Below are 23259 nucleotides of genomic sequence, written 5' to 3' on the forward strand. Positions count from 1 at the left end.
GGAGGATGAGGCCGTGCCTTATGCACGGCCTCATCCTCCAGGCGGCGCATCAGACGACGCAGACTCAGAATCACAAAAAATATCAGAAAAATATTGGCCACCATGGGTATGGCAACCCAGTAAAGAAGCGTATCCACAGAGTCCTCTTCCAAAAGATGTCAGGCCCGGGTATTCACAAGACTTCCCACGCCTCCGGAGTGCTGCGTTTCCAACGCTTTCTCCTGCTTCTCCTGCCCTTCCCTTTTTTCCGAATCCCGGCCTTCCTGCCTGCCTTCCTTACCATCTCTCCCTGCTTTAAAGGCTTCTTCGCTGAGCTGTACTTCTTCACGCCTGCGGGCATCCCGCTCCGGCTGTACAGCATTGGCAGCCTGGGAGGAATCATAGGGCTGCGCCTTAAGATTATGGGCTTCCCGTACGGCCCCTCCCTGTTGAATCACCATATTGAGATTGGGTATGGTCGTCATGATGGCCTCCCCTTAAAAAGGTTTCTTAAATCAAAAAACAAAGCCCTTAAGGACTTTTTCATAAAAATAAGAAGCCCTTTATGAAAGCTCAACCCATGGAAATGCGGGTAAAGACCACCCGGAGTACCGGAGCGTCATGGAAAGACTCATTTAGAGCATCAATCAGGCTCTTTTGCAAGTTTTCTTCCGTAATTTCCGTATTTTTAGATGCATCCACAGCCCTTTTCAAAGACTGAAAAATCACATCCCGGAAACGGGCGGGTTCTTTCTCAAAAGATATGGCAGCCTGCTGGGAAAGGTCGATGGAGAGATCTGCCATGAGGTAGGCCGTGTGGGTAACCCCCGGCGAAGAAGGCACAATAAAACCGGGAAGGCCGCAGAGAATGAAGGACTGTTTCTTCCCCCTACAGAAAATTTCAGCAGGTGTGGGAGGTGCCGGTGTCAAGGCTTTGGTGGATGGTCATGCCATTTTAATTGGTCGGCCGGACTGGGTGGCGGATGAAGGTGTGGACATGGCATTCGGTGAAGGGGAAATTTTAAAGCTTCGCAGGGAGGGGAAAACCGTTCTGGCCCTTGGGATGGGAGGAAGGCTTGCTGGCCTTTTTGCCGTGGCGGACACCCTGAGACCGGAAGCTGCGGAAGTGGTGTCCCGTTTGAAATCCATGGGTATGCGTACGGTGCTCATGACAGGGGACACGCCGGAAAGTGCCGCAGCCGCAGCTTCTGCCTGCGGCGTGGATGAGGTGTTTTCCGAAGTTCGGCCCGAAGGAAAGTCCCTTACGGTGCAAGAGCTTCAGAAATCCGGCCGCAGGGTGGCCATGGTAGGGGACGGTATCAATGATGCGCCTGCCCTTGCCGTTGCTGATCTGGGGATAGCCATGGGTTCCGGAACGGATGTGGCCATGGAAAGCGGTGGTGTGGTTCTGGCCGGGGGGCGTCTTTCTCAGGTCCCCATGGTTTTCAGGATGGGCAGGGTGAGTCTGAGGGTAATCCGCCAGAATTTGTTTTGGGCTTTTTGCTACAATGTGCTTCTCATTCCAGTGGCCGCAGGGGTATTGGCATCCTTTGTTTTTCTTCCGGCCATGCTTCGTCATCTGGATCCCATGGCTGCGGCACTGGCCATGGCCCTGAGCAGCCTCACCGTGGTGAATAATTCCCTGAGGCTCTACCGATCCCGGCGTCTTTTCCGGGAGTAGGCTCTCAGTGGCCGTAGCTGGAACCATCCCAGCAATGGGTGCAGAGTTTTTCCTTGGGAAGACCGATGGCTCCCACAAGGTCTTCCAGAGTCTGGAACTTAAGGGATGTCAGTTTCATTCGTTTTTGTATCCATGCCACCATTTCTGCATTTTTCGGATCGCTGGCATCGGCGTAGCGGTGGATGTTGCCCGTTTCATTGCCTTCAAGATCCAGAATGGCTTTTCGGCCGATGAGCTCAAGGGATGACCTTGATGTGGAAAAATTAATGAATTCACAGGGAAAAATAAGAGTGGGGCAGGCTACCCGCATGTGTACATTTTCAGCGCCGTAGTTATAGAGAACCCGTGCATTGTCCGAAAGCTGGGTGCCCCTCACAATGGAGTCATCCATCAGAACCATGGATTTTCCCTCAATGAGGCTGCGGTTGGGAATCAGCTTCATCCTTGCAACCAGAGCTCTGGTTTTCTGATTCTGGGGCATGAAGCTTCTCGGCCAGGTGGGGGTGTATTTGACGATGGGCCGCTGATAGGGGATTCCCCTTGCATTGGCATACCCTACTGCATGGCCGATACCGGAATCCGGAATGCCTGCGGCAAAGTCTGCGGCTACGCTGTCTTTTGCGCCCATGGCCGCACCGCAGCGGTAGCGGAAGGCTTCCACGTTGATGCCTTCATAATTGGAGGAAGGGTAACCGTAATAAACCCAGAGGAAGGAGCATATCTGCATTTTATCCTTTGCAGGGATGCGTTTTTCCCAGCCCATGGGATTGATGAAGACCGATTCTCCGGGACCCAGATCCATCAGAGGTTCATAACCAAGGTTGACAAAGGCACTGGACTCCGAAGAAAAAACAAAACTTCCTTCCTTTTCTCCAAGAATCAGAGGTGTTCTTCCCAGAAGATCCCTGCAACCGTAAAGGCCTTTTTCCGTTAAGATGATAAAGGTGCAGGAGCCCTTTACCTTTTCCTGTACGGAAAGAATGCCTGCCTCAAAGGATTCTTCCGCACTGATGAGCATGGCTATTATTTCGGTGGGGTTGACATCGCCGGCGGAAGATTCACTGAAGGCATAGCGTCTCTGGTGGGCTTCTTTTGTCAGGGCTTCAATGTTTGCAATTTTACCTACGGTTACCAGGGCAAAACGACCCAGGTGGGATGAAAAAACCATGGGCTGGGCATCCGTGTCGCTGATTACTCCAATGCCCATATTGCCGGAAAAGAGACCAAGATCCGGCTCAAACTGGGTGCGGAAATAGGTGGATTCCAGACTGTGGATTTTACGGGTAAAGCCCGCAGGCCCGGCAACTGCCATGCCGCCCCGTTTTGTGCCGAGATGGGACAGATAATCTGTTCCGTAGAAAAGATCTCCCACGCAATCCGTTTTCCGGGCCACTCCGAACACGCCCCCCATGATGCTCCCCTTTTGTTGGATTTTTTTTTGATTATTCAGTATAAAGTCATAAGGCAGGATGTAAAGATATGCCCATCCTGCATGCCGGATCTTCATTGTTTCAGACAGGGGGCTTTATAGGCTTCATTGGCTTTCAAGTACAGAAAAAAAGTATCAAGGATGCGTATTTCTGATGAAAAAGGGTGTTGACAGCAGGGGGCTGCACTGTTAAAGGACAGTTTCAAATAAAGATTTTTAAGGAATGACAGCCAATGTTTAATTTTGTACTTACCAGCCTTATTCTCGTGCTTATCGTTCTCGTGGTGGTGGCGCCACCGCTTGAGGACCGGGCTTGGTAATGGCATTGTAACCGCCTAACGGAAGAATCAGAACCGTTATCAGCCTGACAGCTGGTAACGGTTTTTTGTTTTTTACATGTACGAAAGGAGTGTCCATGCGCAGCGGGCAAGTGAAAGACGGCATAGAAAGAGCGCCCCACAGATCCCTTTTCAAGGCCATGGGGTACACGGACGAAGAAATCCGACGGCCGATAATCGGTATTGCCAATGCAGCCAATGACATCATACCCGGTCATGTACACCTTGATAAGATTGTGGAAGCTGTCAGGGCCGGTATTTATATGGCTGGCGGGCTTCCCGTCACCTTTGGAGTCATTGGTGTGTGCGACGGTATTGCCATGAATCATACGGGCATGCATTACTCCCTCGGCAGTCGTGAACTGATAGCCGATACCATTGAAGTCATGGCTACGGCCCATGCCTTTGACGGTCTGGTCATGGTTCCCAACTGTGACAAGATTGTGCCGGGAATGCTCATGGCTGCAGCCCGCCTTGATCTGCCCACGGTGGTGATAAGTGGTGGTCCCATGCTGGCGGGCAAGCATCCTGAAAAGCCGGGTCAGAAGGTGGATCTTATTTCCGTCTTCGAGGCTGTTGGTGCCGTAAAAAGGGGTACCATGGATGAAAGGGAACTGAGGCTTATAGAGGATGCAGCCTGTCCTACCTGTGGTTCCTGTTCCGGTATGTTTACGGCCAATTCCATGAACTGTCTTACGGAAGTCATCGGTATGGGGCTTCCCGGTAATGGTACGGTGCCTGCGGTAATGGCGGAACGGCAGCGCATGGCCAAGTATGCGGGCATGAAGGTGATGGAACTCTTTGAGGCAGGCATCACTCCCCGCAGTATCATGACAAAAAAGGCCTTTGAGAATGCCCTGGCTGTGGATATGGCTTTGGGCTGTTCCACCAATACCGTGCTGCATCTTCCGGCCATAGCAGGCGAAGCCGGGGTACAGATTGATCTTGATATGATCAATGAGGTCAGCGCTAAAACCCCCCATCTCTGTTCCTTAAGCCCCGGCGGTAAGGACCACATTGAAGACCTCAATCGCGCAGGTGGTATTTCTGCTGTGATGAAGGTCCTCTCCGATGCTGGCAGAATTCACGGAGACTGCATGACGGTGACGGGTAAAACCGTTGCGGAGAATATAGCCACAAGCCGGGTGCTGGATACGGATGTGATACGGCCTCTGGATAATCCCTACCATGAGCAGGGAGGTCTTGCAGTTCTTTTCGGCAACCTTGCCCCCGAAGGCTGTGTGGTAAAGCAGTCTGCGGTTCGGGATGAAATGATGGTCCATGAAGGCCCTGCACGGGTTTATAACTCCGAGGAGGCTGCTTCCGCTGCCATCATGGCTGGGGAAATCCGCAAAGGTGATGTGGTGGTGATCCGTTATGAAGGTCCTAAGGGTGGTCCGGGGATGCGTGAAATGCTTACGCCCACCTCCACCATCGCAGGTATGGGGCTGGACGGGGATGTGGCATTGATCACGGATGGTCGTTTCTCCGGTGGAACCAGAGGGGCAGCCATTGGTCATGTATCTCCCGAAGCCAGTAGCGGCGGCCCCATTGCCTTTGTGGAAGAAGGAGATATTATTGCCATTAATATCAGAGAGAAAAGTATCTCTTTGAAGGTGGATGATACGGTGCTGGAAAAGCGGAAAGTCTCATGGATGCCGCCTGCACCGAAAATTACAAAGGGTTACATGGCCCGTTACAGCCAGAGGGTGTCTTCCGCAAGCAGAGGCGCTGTGCTGGACGGGTGATTTATTTTTGTTCTTTTTAGATTTTTGAACCAGTTTTTTTTACCCAAAACGAAGGATGATCCCTATGGAGTTGACAGGCGCACAAATTCTCTGGCAGTCGCTCAAGGACGAGGGCGTGGATACGGTTTTCGGCTATCCCGGCGGCGCTGTCATCGATTTTTATGATGCACTGGTACAATATGATATCAATCATATTCTGGTCCGCCATGAGCAGGGTGCCGTACATGCGGCAGATGGTTTTGCCAGGGCTTCGGGTAAGGTCGGTGTCTGCATGGTAACCTCCGGTCCCGGTGCCACCAACACGGTGACGGGTATTGCCACGGCCTACATGGATTCCATTCCCATGGTGGTGATTACCGGTCAGGTTCCCACCAGTCTCATTGGTAATGATGCCTTTCAGGAAGTGGATATTGTCGGGATTACACGTCCCTGCACTAAACACAATTATCTGGTGAAGGATATAACCAAGCTGGAACGTATCATCAAGGAAGCCTTTTACATTGCCCGTTCCGGACGTCCCGGCCCTGTACTCATTGATATTCCCAAGGATGTTACCAACAGCCGTACCCTTTATCAGGCGATTCAGGGTGTCCACATGGAATCCTACAATCCCACCTACCATCCCAACACCAAGCAGCTTGCCAAGGTGGTGAACCTGATCAAGGAAGCAAAAAAGCCCATTATTTTCACAGGTGGTGGAGTGGTGCTTTCCAAGGGATCCGAGGCCCTGACAAAGCTTGCCCAGAGAACCAATATCCCCGTAACCGGTTCCCTCATGGGTTTGGGGAGCTATCCGGGTACGGATGAAAAACTCTGGCTGGGAATGCTGGGTATGCACGGCACTTACCGGGCGAACATGGCCATTTCCGATGCGGATCTGATTCTTGCCATTGGTGTTCGTTTTGATGACAGGGTGACGGGCAAAACCGACGAGTTTGCCAGCAAGGCCACCATTGTCCATGTGGACATTGATCCAACGTCCATTCATAAGAATGTCACCGTGGATGTGCCTGTGGTGGGAGATTGTCGTCTGACCCTGGAAGCTTTGAACCAGCTTCTGGATGACGAAGATCCTGCTGTGATAGGGCCGGAGCGTACGGAGTGGCTGGCTCAGATAAAAAAATGGAAGGATACCAATCCTCTTGGCTACAATCAGAAGGATTGTGAAACCATCAAGCCCCAGTATGTAATTGAAAAGCTTTTTGAGCTGACCAAAGGCGATGCAATTATCAGTACGGAAGTTGGACAGAATCAGATGTGGGCGGCCCAGTATTATCATTTTGCTAAACCCAATCAGTGGCTGACTTCCGGCGGTCTTGGTACCATGGGCTATGGTTTCCCTGCGGCCATAGGTGCTCAGATGGCATTTCCGGATAAGGTGGTTGTGGATGTGGCAGGGGACGGCTCAATTCAGATGAATATTCAGGAAATGGCCACGGCGGTTCAGAATAAGCTGCCTGTGAAAATTGTTATCCTGAACAATCAGTATCTGGGCATGGTGCGTCAGTGGCAGGAGCTTTTCTACAAGAAGAATTACTCCCAGACAGACATGACCCATGCTCCTGATTTTGTTAAGCTTGCAGAGGCTTATGGCGCTGCCGGTTTCAGGGCAACTAAACCGGATGAAGTGGAAGAGGTTCTGAAAAAGGGACTTGCGACTCCAGGCCCTGTGATCATGGAATTTATGGTTTCCCGTGAGGAATGCGTGTATCCCATGGTTCCTGCCGGAGCCCCCATCACCAACATGCTCTTGGTCTGATACGGAGGCAAAATGAACGGAGACAAAAGTATTCTTTCCATTCTGGTGGACAACGAACCCGGTGTGCTTTCCCGCATTACAGGGCTGTTTTCCGGCAGGGGATACAATATCGAATCCCTTTCCGTGGCGGAAACCATGGAGCCGGGTATTTCCCGCATCACCATGATTACCCGGGGGGATAAGCACATTGTCGAGCAGATTAAAAAGCAGCTGAATAAGCTCATCAATGTAATCAAGGTGCTGGATTTTACTGATCAGCGCCATGTATTGCGTGAACTGGCCCTGATAAAGGTACATGCCCGTGCGGAAAGCCGGGCGGAAGTTTTGCGTATTGTGGATATTTTCCGGTGCAAGATTGTGGACTCCGGTCCGGATCACTATACCCTTGAAGTGGCCGCAGACGAAGACAAGCTTTCTGCCCTTCTTAACATGCTGCAGCCCATGGGTATCAAGGAAATTGCCCGCACAGGCAGCATTGCTCTGGTCAGGGAAATGCATTAATTTTTTTGAATTTACCCCTGGAGGGCAGAAGATGCTCTCCAGAGGTAAGGAATGTACTTTTTTGTATCAGTTGGCGGTGGAGTAGATTTTAAAATAAAAGACCTGTTCTTCCTTAAGAAAGAGGGCAGGTCTTTTAAGCCTTTGCATGAATTTTGTATAATAAATGATTTGGAAGGATTAGCTGTATGAAAAAAGCAGGTATTATCCGTTGCCAGCAGACCGAGGATATCTGTGCCGGAACAATGGATTTCAAGGTGGCAGGGCAGGGTAAGCTTGCCTTTGAAAAAACAGGCCCAGCAGATGTGGTTGGATTTGTCTCCTGCGGCGGATGTCCGGGAAAAAAAGCTGTGATGCGGGCAAAAATGATGGTGGATAAAGGTGCTGAGCTTATTGCCTTTGCTTCCTGTATATCAAAGGGAAATCCCATTGATTTTGCCTGTCCCCACTTTGAAACCATGAAAGCAGCCGTAGAAAAGAAGCTTGGTCCTGATATTAAGATCCTTGATTATACCCACTGATTATTTTGTATCCTTAATTTTTATGTTGTCTCTTAACAGTAATTGTTCCGGTTTTCTGGATTACCCGGATTAAGTTCCGGCTAATCCAGGCAGCCGGAAATATCTCTTTTCAGATATTTTCGGTAAGGGGCCTTTATTTAAGGATAAGGTATCCCGTGAAAAAGACCCTTTCCCCGGCAGAGGCCGGGTATGAACCATAAAGGCGGTTACCATGACATCCATGCTTCTCTATGACACCACCCTGAGGGACGGCGCCCAGGGAGAACACATCAATTTTTCCGCTGAAGACAAAATGAAGATTGCCCTGCGCCTTGATGATATGGGCTTTCATTATATCGAAGGCGGATGGCCCGGAGCCAACCCCAAGGATACGGCCTTTTTCGAGGCTGCCAGATCCATTACCTTTAAAAACGCAAAGCTTGCTGCCTTCGGTTCCACTTGCAGGCCGGGTATGAAACCGGGCGATGATCCTCTCCTCAAGGCGCTGGCCGCAAGTGAGGCACCGGTAATCACCCTTTTTGGTAAAACCTGGGATCTCCATATCGAGCGTATCATGGAGAATACCCTCGAAGAAAATCTGCGCATGATCCGTGAGTCCGTTGGCTGGTTTGTTTCTCTGGGTCGGGAAGTGATTTATGATGCAGAGCATTTTTTCGACGGATACAAGGATAACCGGGATTATGCCCTTGAAACCCTGGCTGCCGCATGGGAAGGCGGTTCTGAGGTCTTGACCCTCTGTGACACCAACGGCGGCAGTCTTCCCCATGAAATCGAAGCCATCATGGAAGATGTGAAGGGCTGGTTTGCCGAGCGCTCATTTGAAGATAAGCGTCCTCTGAAGTTAGGGATCCATGCGCACAATGATTCAAACCTTGCCGTTGCCAACAGCATTACCGCCGTGCGCAGTGGTGCTGTCATGGTTCAGGGAACCATCAACGGATACGGAGAGCGCTGCGGTAATGCGGATCTCACATCCATTATACCTGTGATGCAGCTGAAGATGAGCATTGATTGCATGGTGCCGGAGCGTCTGGCCCGCATAAAAAGTCTGTCCCGTTTTGTCAGTGAGACGGCCAATGTGCCTCCCTTAAACAGTCGCCCCTTTGTGGGAAAAAGTGCCTTTGCCCATAAGGGTGGTGCCCACGTGTCTGCGGTTCTCAAGGAGCCAAGGGGCTATGAGCATATGACGCCGGAGCTGGTGGGGAACGAGCGTCGGGTTATCATGAGTGATTATTCCGGCAAGAGCAATGTGACCTACAAGGCAAAGGAAATGGGCATTGATATGGAGGGTGTTGACTCCAGGGAAGTTGTGTCCGAAATCAAGCGCCTTGAGCAGGAGGGTTATCAGTTTGAGGCGGCGGAAGGTTCCTTCCGGCTTCTGGTGGAACGCATGGCTGGTCGTTTCAAGCCCCGTTTCCAGCTGAAAAATTTCCGTGTTACTGTGGAAAAGGACAAGGACAGGCATTGCAGCTCCCATGCCGTTGTGCATATTGATACACCTTTTGGTGAGGAAATGAGTGCCGCTTCCGGAGACGGGCCTGTATCTGCTCTGGACAATGCCCTGCGCAAGGCGCTGGAATGTTTTTACCCAAGAGATATGGCCCATATGCAGCTTGTGGATTACAAGGTCCGTGTGCTGGACGGGGCAGGGGGGACGGCTTCCAAGGTGCGTGTACTCATTGAGTCCAGAGATCCTGATACCATATGGAGTACCATTGGCGTTTCCGAAGATATTATTGAAGCCAGCTGGCAGGCCCTTGCGGACAGTTTCCACTACAAGCTGGGGTCTTCCGAGATTTAGGCTGGCAGGACTTTGTTTTTTGTAATTGTTCAGCATAATTTTCCAGGTATCATGCCTGCCAGATAGAGATGCACAGGCACCCAAGCTATTTGCCTGTGACGCAATCTTATTCGGGAGCTTCTTGCCCTGTGCGGAAGCGGCAAAAACTCGCAGCCACAGGCAGGATGAGCTTTTTTATTACCATAGCAGACTTTCGTACGCTGCCTTTGTGGCGGCTCAGACAGTTTGCTGCTTCTTATTAGCACTCCGGCACTCAAGCTTGCAAAAGCCCATTATTTTCATCGCAGGTTCTGGGTTTATGGCTTGAGTGCCGGACAAAGCTCTGATCCGAAACGATTGCAATGTCACTTGCAAACAGCCAGGGTGCCTTGCAATAGTACGAAGCTGCTGAAATTTCAGCGTTGGAATTTCTGAATAAAATGTGCTGAATACTTACGATAAAAAAATGATGGTCAGATGAATCTGTCCGCTTCTTTATGATCCTGAAAGGAAATCCCGATGAATAATCGTGTAATTATTTTTGATACCACCCTGCGGGATGGCGAACAGTCGCCCGGTGCCAGTATGAACACCCAGGAAAAAATCCGCATTGCAAGACGTCTGGAAGAGCTGGGTGTGGATGTTATTGAGGCGGGTTTCCCTGCGGCCAGTGAGGGTGACTTTGATGCGGTACGTCGCATTGCAGCCTCCGTGGAACGGGTGCAGGTGGCAGCCCTTTGCCGTGCTTCAAAGGCAGACATTGACAAGGCATGGAATGCCATCAAAGAGGCAAAGCACCCCCGTATCCATACCTTCCTTGCAACCTCCGATCTGCACATGAAGTACAAGCTTCAGATGGACCCGGATACGGTGGTGGCCAAGGCTGCTGAAGCGGTGCGCTATGCCAAAACCTTCACGGACAATGTGGAGTTTTCCGCAGAAGACGGCTCCCGTTCGGATAAGGATTTTCTCTGCAGGGTTTTTGCCGCTGTGATTGAAGCAGGGGCCACCACCTTGAACCTGCCGGATACGGTGGGCTATGCTGTACCGGAAGAATACGCAGCCCTCATTCGTTATGTGCTGGCCAACACGCCGGGCATTGAAAATGTTGTACTGTCCGTGCATTGTCACAATGATCTTGGACTTGCCACTGCCAACACTCTGGCAGCCCTCATGGCAGGAGCCCGTCAGGCGGAAGTGACCATTAACGGCATTGGTGAGCGTGCCGGAAATACTGCCCTGGAAGAAGTGGTCATGGCCATCAATACCCGGAAAAATGTTTTCGGTCTGGAAACGGGCATTGATACCACAAAGATTTATCCCGTGAGCCGTACGGTCAGAGAAATTACCGGTATGATGGTCCAGCCCAATAAGGCCATTGTGGGAGCCAATGCCTTTGCCCATGAATCCGGTATTCATCAGGACGGGGTTCTGAAAAATCCCATGACCTATGAGATAATGCAGCCGGAAACCGTGGGCCTTGCCAAGAACAATCTTGTTCTGGGCAAGCATTCCGGCAGGGCCGCCATCCGTGCCCGTCTGGAAGCCATGGGTTATACTTTGGAGCCTGACGAGATCAATGTTATCTTTGCCCGTTTTAAAGCCATGGCTGATAAGAAAAAGAGTATTCAGGATGAAGATCTGGAAGCTCTGGTCACGGAAAGTGTACTCCGGGCCAATGATGTCTTTGAAGTGGGGGATATTCAGATATCCTGCGGTAATACTTTCCATCCCATGGCAGGGGTTACCATCAAGCGTGAAGGCGTGCTGCTTGGTCCTGTATTCACCAGCGGTAACGGTCCCATTGATGCCGTTTTCAATGCCATCATGCAGCTGACGGGTATGTGTCCTGAGTTGCTGCGTTTTACGGTTTCTGCCATTACAGGGGGAACGGATGCCCAGGGTGAGGTTACGGTGCGGATTAAAGAAGGAGAAGACGTGGCTCTGGGAAGGGGGGCGGATCTCGATATCGTCACGGCCAGTGCGAGGGCCTTTGTCAATGGCCTGAACCGTCTTGTGGCCATACAGCAGAATCCGGATCGAAGCAGGGAGACGATCTGATATGTGAATCACTTGCAAACAGGCAGGGTATCTTTTCCTGATTTGAAGTGTCTATGTCTGAAAGATCGTGGAGTTTCGGGGCCTTTTTGTACAATAACATCCAAAGCCGATGATCCCTTTTGGGATATCGGCTTTCGGGTTTTTGCGGAGTTTTGATGAAAATCAATGAACTGCAGGCTTTTTTCCGCTCCCCTGCCGGAGCCGTGGCTGGTGGTGCACTTTTTCTTACCCTCGCGGGTTTCTTCCTTGCCCTGATGGGGGCCATTGTTAAAGCTGTGTCCGCAGAAATGTCCAATTCCATGGTTGTTTTTTTCAGGAATGCAGCCACCTGTTTTTTTATTATACCCCAGCTTTTTCTGGGGCCGGGTTCCAGGCTTGGTCTGAAAACCAGCCATTTTTCATTACATCTTCTTCGCTGCTGTAGTGGTCTTGCGGCCATGTATGCCTATTTTTACGCCTTAAGTGTGCTTCCTTTGGGGGAGGCGGTTCTTTTATCCTACACCAGTCCCCTGTTAACTCCCGTTGTGGCTCGTGTCTGGCTGAAGGAGCCTTTGGGTCCTGTTCATGCCGCAGGAGGATTAATCGGTTTTCTGGGGATTCTTCTGATTCTTCGCCCTGGTTTCCATGAAATCCATCCCGCAGCTCTCGTGGCACTGGTGTCGGCGTTTTTTGCATCCATTGCCATGGCTTCCGTCAGGAAGATGGGATCAACGGAGCCGCCTTTTCGTGTGGTGGCCTGGTTTACAATTTTAGCCACTCTTTTTTCTGCACCTGCGGCCCTGTCTTCATGGCAGACTCCGGATCTTTCACTGGCAGGGCTTTTTTTCTGCCTTGGTGCCGTGGGGTTTGTGGCGCAGCTCTTTCTTACCTATGGCTATGGCATGGCACCTTCTGCACGGATTGGACCTTTTACCTACACCACGGTTTTTTTTGCCAGCATTCTTGGAACAATTCTGTGGGCGGAAGTACTCCACCCTATGACAATTCTTGGAGGTCTGCTGATTGTGGGAGGGGGCATTTTGGCGGGTAGAAGCAAGGGATGATTTTTCAGGATATTTTGTCAGTTCCGGTCAGTTCTTCCATGGCAAACTGCAGGGCAGCCATGGAAAAGGGTTTTTTAAGAAAGCGGGATGGAGAATCTTCAGGAAAGATGTCCATGGCTGCCTCTTCGTTGTATCCGCTGCAGAGAATAATGCTGATATCCGGTTTTATCCTGCGTATGGCTTCAAAACAGGCTTTGCCATCCATACGGGGCATGGTCAGATCAAGGATTACACAGATGATTTCCCGGCTGTGTTTTTGAAAAATTTCCAGGGCTTCTTTGCCTTCACATGCGCTAAGGCTTTTATAACCCATTGTTTCCAGTGCATCAGCGTATAGTTTTCTGAGCATTTCTTCATCATCTGCTACAAGGACCATGCCCTTGTCTTTGTCCTCAGATTCCTGTCCCTCGTCCTTTGCCTCGCTGTCTCCATGGTCTTTTTTCTGTTTCCATGAATCGCTTTCGGGGAGTGCCGGGAAGAAAACCTGAAAAGAGGTTCCCTTATCCGGCCTGCTTTCCACCATGATGGCTCCGCCATGTCCCTGAATGATACCCAGAACCGCAGAAAGGCCTAAGCCCCGGCCTGTGAATTTAGTTGTAAAAAAGGGTTCAAAAAGGCGATCCAGGCTATCTTTATCCATGCCGCAACCTGTATCCTTTACCACAAGAAAAACGAAGTTACCGGGAGCAGGTTTTTTTAGTATTCGGCTGTTGTGGAAAAAATTTGATTCGCAGAAGCAGACTCCCGTATGAATGGAGAGGGTGCCGGGCCGTTCTTCCATGGCTTCGGATGCATTGGTGATGAGGTTGATGATCACCTGTTGCAGTTGTCCTGGATCTGCCATGATCTCAAGTAATTCCGGTGCTAATCTGGTTTCCATGGTGATGGTTTTGGGCATGACTGCCTGGAGCATGGTCATGCTTTCTTCAATGAAATGGTTGAGCTGGATGCGCTGGACCAGAAACTGCCCTTTGCCTGAATAGGCAAGCATCTGCCGGGTGAGGTCCGTGGCACGGCGTACGGCGGTACTGGCCTGGTTAACAGATTCCAGGGCAGGGGAGTTGTCGGGTATTTCCAGAAGGGCAAGTTCCAGATTTCCCTGTATGGCTGCAAGGATATTGTTGAAGTCATGGGCTATGCCACCGGCCAGTACGCCTAGGCTTTCCAGTTTCTGGGAGTGTAGCAGACGCCTCTCCATTTCAAGTCTCTGGGCCTGTTCTTCCTTTGATTTTGTAACATCAATGATGAATCCGCGGATACCGCTGGGGCTGTTATTGGTGAGGATGGTGGATATATGGAGCTGAGCATCAAAGATCTGTCCGTTTTTTTTCAGGGCCGTGAAGGATAGGGGACTGATAACTTCCTTTTCCATGGATTGCCACAGGTAATCAAAAATCAGATTGCGTTCTTCCTCAATGCTAAGATCCATCAGAGTCATTCCACTGGTCAGTTCTTCTTCCGTGTAAGCGAACTGTTCCATGGTTTTTTTGTTCATATACTGAAATGAATAGGAAGAATCCGTTTCAAACACGCTTTCCGGGAGTGCATCGCTAAGGTTTCTGAATCTGCTTTCACTGCTGCGCAGGGCTTTTTCCCTTTGGGCAATGGCATCTGCCATATCCAGAAAACCTTGACGAAGAATCTCAAGTTCCTGAAAGGGTGTTTTTTTGAGATTTGCGAGATAGCGGATATTTTTTTCTTCTCCCTTTTCAAGGCTGTCCATGGCTTCGGCAAAGATGGCAAGGGGGCGGGAGACTTCCTCATGCAGGTTGTGCTGAAGCAGCCAGACCGTGCTGGAGAGAAGAAACAGCAGCAGAACAGTCAGGATACCCATGGTAGCGAATACGGAGAAAAATTTTGCTCTGGCGTTCCAGGCTGTGAATACCACCCAGTCTCCGCCAAGAACCGGTGCGGCACTGAAAAGATGGTGGACGCCACTTATTCTATGGATACCAAGAAATTCGGCTTGCCCCTTCAGGCCCTGTTCCACAGCCTTAAAATTACCAAGGTTGGTTTGTTGGGCCACCATTTTCTGATCCGGGTGGGCCACAAGGTTACCATAGCGGTCTGTGATAAAGAAAAATGTGCTGTCTTTTGTTTGGCCAAGACCTGTTATGAAATTTTGCAGGCTGAACAGGTTCAGCTCTCCCACCACAAGTTTACCGCCTACTGGATAGCTGAAGAGACTGGCTGTTATATTGCTGCTTAAAGGGGCCTGATAGGGTGATGAAATGTAGACATCCTGTTTGTCTTTGTTCCTGTGGTCCATGGGCATTAGTCTTGAGTAGTCTTTAAGGGACCCAAGGGGCGGTATGGTGGCCAGCACCTCTCCCTGATCCGACAGGAGGAGAATTCTTTCAAAGGCATGGGAATGTTTAAGAAACTCGGGCACAATGGCTGGGAAAGCTGCCAGTTCAGAGGATTCTGCCATCAGGTTGATGATTTCTCTGGAAAAGCTGAGGTAGGTGGCCACATATTCCGACAAAGCCATGGTTTGAAGATGTTGTTCCCGTTGAATGTCCTGCCAGCGCTGCCATCCCAGCAGGGTGGAAAGACCCATAACCAGAAAAACCGCCGGGAGCAGAAGGCGAAGGGCCAGATAGCGGCGGAGCAGGGTGCTGATGGAGGCGGCTGTCATGGCATGGACTCCATAGGGATTGTGCTGAGAATGCGGAACTGACCGTCCTTTACCTCTGTGATAAAGATGGAGCTGACCACATCGCCATAGGCATCAATGGAAATGGGCCAGCGCAGGCCGGGGTAGTTTTCTGTTGCCACAAGGGCTTCAGGCAGTCCTTTCCTCTGGCCGCCGGTTTTCTGGAGGGCTTTGCCCAGAATGTGCATTGTGTCATAGGCATATTCTGCGGCAAAGGAAGGCCACTGGCCATAGCGCTTGTGGTAATTTTCAAGAAATTTTTCATACATTGATGTGGGATTTTCACTGAAGGCATGGCCTGCAAATATCATGGTTTCGACGGTTCTGCCCCCTGCGGTGAGCAGCTCTTCCGTCATGGCCCAGTTCGCGCTGAGAAGGGGCAGTACCGCATTTCGGGTCTGCATGGCCTGGGTCAGGGCGGCAGCATCCCTTGCGGAAAGAACCACAAGAAGGGCATCCAGCTCTGCCTCGGCCAGCTCCTCAGCCAGGGCATCCCAGTTTGGTCTGTCAGGAGAAAAAATGTTTTTTTCCAGTACAATTCTTCTTTCATGGGTGCTAAATTCTTTTGAAAATGCATTGTGAAAGGGCAGGGAAAAGGCCTTGTTGTTTTTGTCCCATACGGAGCCGATACGCTTTAAATCCATGTCCATGGCGGCATAACGGGCCAGAGCTGTTGCAGCAGTATCCGTCGTTGGCTGTATGCGGAAGAAGAAATCTTTAATACCGCTGAGTTCCGGTGTGGAGGTGGTGGGGCTGAACAGTACCATTTCGGCTTCTTCAATGAGGGGCATGGCCGCAAGGGTCTGGGAGCTTGTCATGTGTCCGATGATGGCCGTAACTTTTGCCTCTATCAGTTCCCTGTCCGCCTGAATGGCCCCTTCCGCAGTCCCTTTGTCATCCCGGCTGATCATCTCCAGCCTGCGGCCTGCAATGCCACCCTGGGCATTTATTTCTTCCAGGGCAAGCTGGGCACCGTTACGGCCGTGTATTCCAAGGTCCGCATAGGACCCTGTGAGGGGGCCGGAAAACCCTATCAGGACAGGCGGTTTTTCACAGCCCCAGAGAAGTGTGAAGGCGCAGAGGCTAATCAGCAGGGATAGTTTTTTTGTGTATGGCCCCATGGTCACACTCCTTTTTCATTAAGGTATAGACGGAGTTCAGGTGCGGAACCTTCCCAGAAGGGCCTGAAGTTCTTCGGCCAGAGACCGGAGATCCTGTGCATTTACGGCAACATTCTGACTGTTGATTTTCATTTCTGCTGCAGCACTGCTTACATCCCCTACATCCCTTGTGATTTCCTTGATTACATGGCTGCTCTGGGCCACATTGGCCGTTACTTCCTGAAGGCCTCTGGATGCCTGTCCCACATTGTCTGCAATTTCACGGGTGGCGGCGGACTGTTCTTCTATGGCTGTAGCAATGGTGGCAATGATATCATTGATTTCAAGGATTGTTTTATCGATGGTGCTGATCTGGCCGATGGTGTTGTGGGTACTGCCCTGAATATCATTGATGCGCTGCTTTATGTCTTCTGTGGCTGCTGCGGTTTGTTTGGCAAGTTCCTTGATTTCATTGGCTACAACGGCAAAACCTTTGCCAGACTCACCGGCTCTGGCGGCCTCGATGGTGGCATTCAGGGCCAGAAGATTGGTCTGTTCCGATATCTCGCTGATGGTGGCTGTCACTTTGCCTATGGCATCGGCGGCTTTGCCCAGAATATCCATGGATTCTGTGGCATTTCGGGCTTCCTTTACCGCCTGATCCGCAATGGCTCTGGCATTTTCCGTATTTTGTGCAATTTCAGAAATTGTGGCGGACATTTCTTCGGAAGCCGTTGCCACCATATTGGTGTTCTGGTTGGCTTCTTCCATGGCTGCGGCAATGGAACTGAAACCGGTATTCATTTCTTCTATGGCTGTGGCCACAGCCTGAGCTTTCCGGGCGGTTTCGTCCACCTTCTGATCCATGTTTGCGGCAATATCCATGAGCTTTCCGGAGGATCTGTTAACAAGACCGGCTCTGGTGACCACATCGGCCACTATTTCTCTGATTTTCTCGATAAAGGTGTTGAAGCCGGTGGCCATAACGCCGATTTCATCGCTGCTTTGAACCTTCAGCCTCCGGGTGAGGTCTCCTTCGCCTTCGGCTACATCCTGAAGCATTCTTGTGGTTTTCTGAATGGGTGTGGAGAGGGACAGGGCCATGATGTAGGCCAGCCCCATGAAAACAGCAAAAACAAGGATGCCTATGATTACCATGAGGCGCATCATTGCCCTGAAGCCTTCCATCACTTCACTGCGCTCAATTAAACCCACAAGCTTCCAGCCAAGTCCCGGAAGGGTGTGCACTTCGGCCAGCCATTCTGTTCCCTTGATTTCAAGGGATGCGCTCCCTCTGTCTGTTTTATCGAGAACCCTGAAGGCTTCAATGCCGCTTTCCGTCAGTTTTTTGAAGTTGGTTTCAGGGTTTCTGGGGTTGGCAAGGATAACTCCGTCGCCCTGCACCAGCATGACATAGCCCGTTTCTCCGATCTGGCTTCTCTGGATCAGGCTGGTCAAAGCGCCAAGACTCACATCCAGACCTGCGATGCCCACGAGTTCATTTTTTTCTGACTGTATTCCATGCATGAGGCTGATGACCGGTTCTCCGGTGGTGGACATGTAGGCATTGGAAATGCTGGGTTTTGATATGTCCCCCATGGCTTCTTTGTACCAGGGTCTTGCTCTGGGATCATAGCCTGCGGGCATGGGAGAATTGCCTGAGGATGTAAAGCCGCCCCAGCGGGTTCCAAGGAAGACTTCCACAAGATGGGGGCTGCTGTTTTCAATCTGCCCGAAGAAAGACCGGATTTTATTTTCAAGATCCGAGAGTTCCATATCTTTGGGGCTCATTTCCCGGCGGGCATCTTTATAAGAGCTTATTTCTTCATTAATCTTTCTGACATCCGGGTTGAGTGCCTGCATGCGCACCGTGTTCAGGGCATTTTCCATGAAAATGTCCATGGCAGCTTCTATATGGGTCAGCTCCTTGGCTGCCCCAGCATGGAAGTTTTCCACGCTGGTTTTACGGATCTGTATACCAAGAAAAAGAAAGGTGAGCAGAAGGGGAACAAGGATACTCATGGAAAAGGCAAACAGCAGTTTCTGGCGTATGGAAAAATGCATGGCAGGCCTCCTTAGAGGTATAAACAGGTAAGTTGATTTGGGGAAAGAACTGTATAAACAGGAATGCTTTAGTTTCTTTGCAGGGTCTGTAAAGAATTTGTCTTTAAGGTAAGGCTTTAAGGTACTGACTTTGGATATAGTGAGTTATTTTTATTTAAGAATCAAGGAAAATATGTGGTGCTCCGGGAAGTCCTGCATCTCGCTGTGTGTTCGTGTCTCTGCGGTGACGCAGTATTCAGCCCCAGTGCTGAGGAACAGAAAAGGGTAAAGGAGCAGCCGGTCTTTAAAACCCGGCTGCCGTAAAATGTATATTATTTCTCTAAAGAAAGGACATTCAGTAGAGATGATAAAGATGTGAAGGAAGATCAAAGCATCTGCAAGTCTTTAAAAAAGGTTTATTCCACCTGGGCTGCCTGGAAACGGCTAATGCTTTCTTTTAAACTTTCAGGGATGTGGCTTGCGGTAAATTTCGGGCCTATGCATACCAGTATGATTTCTGCCCTGTTACAGAGTTCCTCAATGCCATCCGTTTCTTTACTTATTTCCTGAATTACAGAAAGGCTTCGGGTTTTCATTCAGTTGAAACGGGTGCGGATAATGGCTGTTTCCATGTATCTTACAGGTTTGCGGAATTGCAGGTGGGCGTCGGCCACGGCCAGATGGTAATTGTTTTCCATCAGGATTGCATAGCTGTGGCCTGCGGCATCCATATACCGGTCACGGGCTTCGTGGTAAAGATCAAGATAACGGCTGTGGTAAACAACATTTCCCGGATCAACCATGGACATGGGGATACGGATGCGGGTTTCATGGGGGAAAAAAGCTTCAAACTGCTGCATGAAAAAAGATTCCTTGGTATGGCGTTTAAAAATAGGGGTCTTTAAAAGCCCCAGCATCAGATGGTTTTATCTCTATCATTTTTCCGGCAGGGAAAGCCAGAGATCGGAAAGGGCTTGTCTGTGGGATACAAGCAGCTCCAGATAATCACATTCCAGATCTATCATTTCCGAATCCTCTTTTCTCAGCCACTCCGAAAGCCAGCAGAAGCGTATGGCTGCCACCATGGAGGCCAGTGCCTGCCAGCCTGCAGGGGATACTAGTCCCGATGCCCTGAGATTTCTGAGAAGATCCCGCACAAAGGGCCCTTGCAATGCCATGGGATCTTCACTGCCAAGGCATCCGATGAGGTTGGCCGTGTCATGGATGTCTGGCTTGGGTCCACAGAACTCCCAGTCTATGACGTAAAGCAGTTCCTTTCTTCCGAAAAGGGCATTAACCGGGTGCAGATCCCCATGGCTGAGGGTGAGGGGGATTGATTCCAGAAGCGGGCCAAGATGTGCTTCAATTTGCTCGCTTATGGGGAGTATGCGATCATGGAGCCAGGTTTCACGGAGTTTTAGAATCTGCATCAGTTCTCTGATGTATGCAAGGATCTTAAAGGGTGGGGTATTGATACGGGCCATGGTGCCCTTTTTTAAAAGATTGATTATAAAGCCTGCAAAGGCTTTTCCCCGCCAGCTGTCTTTGGTATATTCCGGTCTGGGAAGCTCTTCTCCCTTGATATAGGGTGTGAACTGGAAGAAGGCGGCGTTTTTTTTGATCAGCGCCCTTCCTTTGTCATCCCGCAGTGGAAGAAGTATGTGGGGCAGGTCTAAGGCATCAAGGCGGAAAAGGAGATCTGCAATGAGGTTTTTACGGGGCCCCTGATTCAGGGAAAAACGCTCCAGAACAAAAATGCCCTTTTTGGTTTCCACAGCCATGCGGCTCTGGCTGCGTTCCGGACTGCCTGCAAGGCAGATGTCCGGTATTGGTTTGCAGTTTCCAAGGCCCATGTGCCCGGCAAGGGTTTGGATGGTATGGATATCCATTAAAGGTGGCAGTTCCTGAGTATTCATAGGGGTCTTTTTCAGTCATGAAAAAAAGGGAATTCGGGCGCAGTTCCGGACATATGCATGAACTTTTGCCATCAAGGTTGACTTGGCTTACATTCTTTTATAGTTTTCTTTCCTTTCAGGCCTTGCCTGAAATTTTACCATAGCAGCTTTTTGGGTCATCAGGAAAAGGAATGTCCTTTGTTTGTAAGATCCGAAGAGGCTGTGAGCAGGCATGAAAAGGAAGTCATCCAATGCAGCTTTTGATGAAAATCGGACGCAATGATCCCTGCCCCTGCGGGTCCGGGAAAAAATATAAAAAATGTTGTGCCAGCCGTAAAGAGCCCCTGAAGGTGGATCTCAATAAATATTATCAGCAGACCTATGGTGTGCGTCTGAAAAGCAAAGAGCAGATAGAAGGTATACGCAAGGCGGGTAAGCTTGTGATGGAGACCCATCAGCTGGTGGCAGAATATCTGAAATCGGGTATCACAACGGATGATGTGAATGAACTGGTGCATCGCCACACCCTGAAAAATGGCGGGATTCCCGCCCCTCTGAACTACAGGGGATTTCCCAAGAGCGTATGTGTTTCCCCTAACGAGGTTATCTGCCATGGTATTCCCGGAGGCAGGGTGCTGGCGGACGGAGACATTGTGAATGTGGATATCACCACCATTCTGGATGGTTATTATGCAGATGCCAATTACACCTATTTTATAGGTGCTCCTTCTCCCGAGGCAAGAAGACTGGTGGCCGCAAGCCTGGAAAGCCTGAGGCAGGGACTTGCCATGGTAAAGCCGGGTAATACCACAGGGGATATCGGGTGGGCCATACAGCGCTATGCCGAAGGGCAGGGCTATTCCGTGGTCAGGGAGTTTGTGGGCCATGGGGTGGGGCTGGAATTTCATGAGGGGCCGCAGATACTTCACTTCGGAAAGAAAGGTACCGGTGTTCCTCTGGTTCCGGGTATGACCTTTACGGTGGAACCCATGATTAACATAGGAAAAAAAGATCTTTATATTCTTGAGGATAAGTGGACGGCCGTTACCAGAGACGGCCGCCTTTCCGCCCAGTTTGAGCAGACCATTGTGGTGACCGAAGATGGCTATGAAAGCCTGACACCCTTTTCTCTGGATAGTTTTGTGCAGGCTGTGTGATGTTTTATGGTGCCATGCATCTGGCAGGGGATGGCCTTTTGTTTTAGTATTCCCCCTTAAGTCGGGTATCATGCCGCCTTGTTTACTCTGAAGAACAACCAAGGAGAAAAAAAATGGAACAATGTCCCTGCGGTTCTGGCCAGACCTTTGATGCCTGCTGTGAACCCTATATTGCAGGTTCTGTAAATGCCCCAACCGCTGAAATCCTTATGCGGTCCCGTTATACGGCCTATGCCCGCATTTCCATGGATTATATTTTTGAGACGACCCACCCGGATCAGCGGGGCGATTATGATGCCGAAGGTGCCAAGGCCTGGGCTGAATCTTCCCAATGGCATGGCCTTGAAATTCTTGCCAAAGAAAAGGGGCTGGAAGGGGATACGGAAGGCAATCTTGAGTTTGCGGCCCATTTTTCCCAGGACGGCAAGCGCTATGTCCACCATGAGCGGGCCTTTTTCCGTAAGGGTGATGATGGAAAATGGTATTTTTATGATGGCCAGCCCGTTACGGCGGAGACGGTTCGAAGGGAAGGTCCCAAGGTAGGCCGCAATGATCCCTGTCCCTGTGGCTCCGGTAAAAAATATAAGAAGTGCTGCATAGACAATGCCGCATAATCAAGGGGCCGGGCTCAGCTTGGCCTTTTCTCCCTGCCCCAATGACACCTTTATCTTCGACGCCCTGATCCATGGACGTGTACCTTGTCCCGGTTTTTCTCCGGAGGCCGTGCTTGCCGATGTGGAAACCCTGAACCAGTGGGCTTTTCAGGGGCTCTATCCTGTAAGCAAACTTTCCTTTGCCGCACTGGGAAGGCTCAGGGACAGCTATGCTCTGCTTCCTTCGGGTGCGGCTCTGGGGCGGGGCTGCGGTCCTCTCCTTACGGCCAGAGAGTCAATGGACAGGGACAGGCTGCGGCGTTCGGTCATTGCTGTTCCGGGTCTGGATACCACAGCCACTTTTTTGCTGCGTCTTTTTCTGGGGAAGGATCTGGATCTGCGGCCCATGCCCTTTGAGACCATTATGCCCGCCCTGCGGGATGGTCTGGTTGATGCCGGATTGATTATCCATGAAGGCCGTTTTGTTTTCAAGGAATATGGTCTGATCTGTATTCAGGATCTGGGAGCTTTCTGGGAGGAGACAACAGGCTTTCCCATTCCTCTGGGGGGTATTGCCCTTAGAAGGGATATGCTTTCTTCGGCAGAGCTGCTGAGCCGTGCCATCGGCGAAAGCATTCTCCATGCAAGGCGTTTTCCCGAAGGGGCCATGCCTTATATCCGTTCCCATGCCCAGGAAATGGTAGCGGATGTCATGGAAAGGCATATTGCCCTTTATGTGAATGATTTTTCCATTGATCTGGGGGAAGAGGGCAGGGAAACCGTGGCTTTTTTCTTCCGCAAAGGAGAGGAACTGGGGCTTTTTCCTGCATGTGAAAAGGATTTTATGGCCTTTTGAGGCTGCTGGCATCAATTTTCATATTTTTTTCAGACAAGGATACGCCAGCAACGGTGTATCTTTTTTTTTTGTTCTCGTAGTCTTCGGGAATGGTTTTTTGGGTGATCTCTTCGATTTCCCGG

The 23259-nt window shown here is 50.5% G+C and carries 19 protein-coding genes; 11 read left to right on the top strand and 8 right to left on the bottom strand.

Features of this window, described 5'->3' with window-relative positions; all coding sequences use genetic code 11:
* Positions 1–158: 158 nt before the first annotated feature.
* Both FIM25_RS01960 and FIM25_RS01965 read right to left on the bottom strand, forming a co-directional pair.
* The gene (locus FIM25_RS01960) at positions 159–464 is read right to left on the bottom strand and encodes a hypothetical protein (RefSeq protein ID WP_139445490.1); all 306 of its coding nucleotides are present in this window, start codon (positions 462–464) and stop codon (positions 159–161) included.
* Between the two features lie 88 nt (positions 465–552).
* A complete protein-coding gene (locus tag FIM25_RS01965) occupies positions 553–822 on the bottom strand; it encodes a hypothetical protein (RefSeq protein ID WP_139445744.1) in 270 nt (89 codons plus the stop codon).
* 25 nt (positions 823–847) lie between these two features.
* On the opposite strand from FIM25_RS01965, the gene FIM25_RS01970 reads away from it, so the two are divergent.
* Positions 848–1660 (top strand): HAD-IC family P-type ATPase, encoded by an 813-nt coding sequence (locus tag FIM25_RS01970; protein WP_139445746.1) that lies wholly within the window; start codon positions 848–850, stop codon positions 1658–1660.
* A gap of 4 nt (positions 1661–1664) precedes the next feature.
* Here FIM25_RS01970 and FIM25_RS01975 read toward each other — a convergent pair whose 3' ends face one another.
* A complete protein-coding gene (locus FIM25_RS01975) occupies positions 1665–3071 on the bottom strand; it encodes an amidophosphoribosyltransferase (RefSeq protein WP_139445749.1) in 1407 nt (468 codons plus the stop codon).
* Between the two features lie 433 nt (positions 3072–3504).
* Between FIM25_RS01975 and ilvD the strand changes: the two genes are divergently transcribed.
* The 7 genes from ilvD to FIM25_RS02010 all read left to right on the top strand — a co-directional run bounded on the left by ilvD (position 3505) and on the right by FIM25_RS02010 (position 12837).
* Positions 3505–5175: a dihydroxy-acid dehydratase gene (gene ilvD / locus FIM25_RS01980; protein WP_139445752.1), complete on the top strand. Its 1671-nt coding sequence runs from the start codon at positions 3505–3507 to the stop codon at positions 5173–5175.
* Between the two features lie 64 nt (positions 5176–5239).
* Positions 5240–6934 (top strand): biosynthetic-type acetolactate synthase large subunit, encoded by a 1695-nt coding sequence (gene ilvB / locus FIM25_RS01985; protein WP_139445754.1) that lies wholly within the window; start codon positions 5240–5242, stop codon positions 6932–6934.
* A gap of 12 nt (positions 6935–6946) precedes the next feature.
* On the top strand, positions 6947–7435 hold the full coding sequence (gene ilvN, locus FIM25_RS01990) for an acetolactate synthase small subunit (RefSeq protein ID WP_139445757.1): 489 nt from the start codon (positions 6947–6949) through the stop codon (positions 7433–7435).
* Positions 7436–7620: 185 nt separating this feature from the next.
* Positions 7621–7953: a CGGC domain-containing protein gene (locus FIM25_RS01995; protein ID WP_139445759.1), complete on the top strand. Its 333-nt coding sequence runs from the start codon at positions 7621–7623 to the stop codon at positions 7951–7953.
* Between the two features lie 211 nt (positions 7954–8164).
* Positions 8165–9754, top strand: coding sequence for a citramalate synthase (gene cimA / locus FIM25_RS02000; RefSeq protein WP_139445764.1), 1590 nt, complete (start codon positions 8165–8167; stop codon positions 9752–9754).
* A 498-nt stretch (positions 9755–10252) separates the two neighbouring features.
* On the top strand, positions 10253–11794 hold the full coding sequence (locus tag FIM25_RS02005; RefSeq protein WP_139445767.1) for a 2-isopropylmalate synthase: 1542 nt from the start codon (positions 10253–10255) through the stop codon (positions 11792–11794).
* A 155-nt stretch (positions 11795–11949) separates the two neighbouring features.
* On the top strand, positions 11950–12837 hold the full coding sequence (locus FIM25_RS02010) for a DMT family transporter (protein WP_139445770.1): 888 nt from the start codon (positions 11950–11952) through the stop codon (positions 12835–12837).
* A gap of 4 nt (positions 12838–12841) precedes the next feature.
* Here the strand turns inward: FIM25_RS02010 and FIM25_RS02015 are convergent, their stop codons facing one another.
* The 5 genes from FIM25_RS02015 to FIM25_RS02040 form a co-directional block, all read right to left on the bottom strand.
* On the bottom strand, positions 12842–15475 hold the full coding sequence (locus FIM25_RS02015; protein ID WP_139445772.1) for a hybrid sensor histidine kinase/response regulator: 2634 nt from the start codon (positions 15473–15475) through the stop codon (positions 12842–12844).
* Complete coding sequence (locus FIM25_RS02020) at positions 15472–16614, bottom strand: ABC transporter substrate-binding protein (protein WP_139445775.1); 1143 nt, start codon at positions 16612–16614, stop codon at positions 15472–15474. Before FIM25_RS02020 ends, FIM25_RS02015 begins: the two co-directional genes overlap by 4 nt.
* A 36-nt stretch (positions 16615–16650) precedes the next feature.
* The gene (locus FIM25_RS02025) at positions 16651–18657 is read right to left on the bottom strand and encodes a methyl-accepting chemotaxis protein (protein ID WP_139445778.1); all 2007 of its coding nucleotides are present in this window, start codon (positions 18655–18657) and stop codon (positions 16651–16653) included.
* 575 nt (positions 18658–19232) lie between these two features.
* Positions 19233–19496: an acyl-CoA thioesterase gene (locus FIM25_RS02035; RefSeq protein WP_179953084.1), complete on the bottom strand. Its 264-nt coding sequence runs from the start codon at positions 19494–19496 to the stop codon at positions 19233–19235.
* Between the two features lie 75 nt (positions 19497–19571).
* A complete protein-coding gene (locus FIM25_RS02040) occupies positions 19572–20552 on the bottom strand; it encodes a phosphotransferase family protein (protein ID WP_139445785.1) in 981 nt (326 codons plus the stop codon).
* A gap of 230 nt (positions 20553–20782) precedes the next feature.
* Between FIM25_RS02040 and map the strand changes: the two genes are divergently transcribed.
* From map to FIM25_RS02055, 3 genes are all read left to right on the top strand, one after another.
* Positions 20783–21688, top strand: a complete 906-nt coding sequence (map, locus tag FIM25_RS02045) for a type I methionyl aminopeptidase (protein ID WP_179953085.1) — start codon at positions 20783–20785, stop codon at positions 21686–21688.
* A 113-nt stretch (positions 21689–21801) separates the two neighbouring features.
* Positions 21802–22302, top strand: a complete 501-nt coding sequence (locus FIM25_RS02050; protein WP_139445787.1) for a YchJ family protein — start codon at positions 21802–21804, stop codon at positions 22300–22302.
* Between the two features lie 19 nt (positions 22303–22321).
* A complete protein-coding gene (locus FIM25_RS02055; protein ID WP_246051966.1) occupies positions 22322–23137 on the top strand; it encodes a 1,4-dihydroxy-6-naphtoate synthase in 816 nt (271 codons plus the stop codon).
* Positions 23138–23259: the final 122 nt, after the last annotated feature.

It is taken from the genome of Desulfobotulus mexicanus, from assembly GCF_006175995.1.
GTDB lineage: Bacteria > Desulfobacterota > Desulfobacteria > Desulfobacterales > ASO4-4 > Desulfobotulus > Desulfobotulus mexicanus.

Bases quoted from the DNA above. Each gene is read 5' to 3' on its own strand.
- FIM25_RS02005 (WP_139445767.1), top strand. From the start codon at position 10,253: ATGAATAATCGTGTAATTATTTTTGATACCACCCTGCGGGATGGCGAA.
- FIM25_RS01970 (WP_139445746.1), top strand. From the start codon at position 848: ATGAAGGACTGTTTCTTCCCCCTACAGAAAATTTCAGCAGGTGTGGGA.
- ilvB (WP_139445754.1), top strand. From the start codon at position 5,240: ATGGAGTTGACAGGCGCACAAATTCTCTGGCAGTCGCTCAAGGACGAG.
- ilvN (WP_139445757.1), top strand. From the start codon at position 6,947: ATGAACGGAGACAAAAGTATTCTTTCCATTCTGGTGGACAACGAACCC.
- FIM25_RS02020 (WP_139445775.1), bottom strand. From the start codon at position 16,614: ATGGGGCCATACACAAAAAAACTATCCCTGCTGATTAGCCTCTGCGCC.
- cimA (WP_139445764.1), top strand. From the start codon at position 8,165: ATGACATCCATGCTTCTCTATGACACCACCCTGAGGGACGGCGCCCAG.
- FIM25_RS02050 (WP_139445787.1), top strand. From the start codon at position 21,802: ATGGAACAATGTCCCTGCGGTTCTGGCCAGACCTTTGATGCCTGCTGT.
- FIM25_RS01960 (WP_139445490.1), bottom strand. From the start codon at position 464: ATGACGACCATACCCAATCTCAATATGGTGATTCAACAGGGAGGGGCC.
- FIM25_RS01975 (WP_139445749.1), bottom strand. From the start codon at position 3,071: ATGGGGGGCGTGTTCGGAGTGGCCCGGAAAACGGATTGCGTGGGAGAT.
- FIM25_RS01995 (WP_139445759.1), top strand. From the start codon at position 7,621: ATGAAAAAAGCAGGTATTATCCGTTGCCAGCAGACCGAGGATATCTGT.
- FIM25_RS02025 (WP_139445778.1), bottom strand. From the start codon at position 18,657: ATGCATTTTTCCATACGCCAGAAACTGCTGTTTGCCTTTTCCATGAGT.
- FIM25_RS02035 (WP_179953084.1), bottom strand. From the start codon at position 19,496: ATGCAGCAGTTTGAAGCTTTTTTCCCCCATGAAACCCGCATCCGTATC.
- map (WP_179953085.1), top strand. From the start codon at position 20,783: ATGCAGCTTTTGATGAAAATCGGACGCAATGATCCCTGCCCCTGCGGG.
- FIM25_RS02040 (WP_139445785.1), bottom strand. From the start codon at position 20,552: ATGAATACTCAGGAACTGCCACCTTTAATGGATATCCATACCATCCAA.
- FIM25_RS02010 (WP_139445770.1), top strand. From the start codon at position 11,950: ATGAAAATCAATGAACTGCAGGCTTTTTTCCGCTCCCCTGCCGGAGCC.
- FIM25_RS02015 (WP_139445772.1), bottom strand. From the start codon at position 15,475: ATGACAGCCGCCTCCATCAGCACCCTGCTCCGCCGCTATCTGGCCCTT.
- ilvD (WP_139445752.1), top strand. From the start codon at position 3,505: ATGCGCAGCGGGCAAGTGAAAGACGGCATAGAAAGAGCGCCCCACAGA.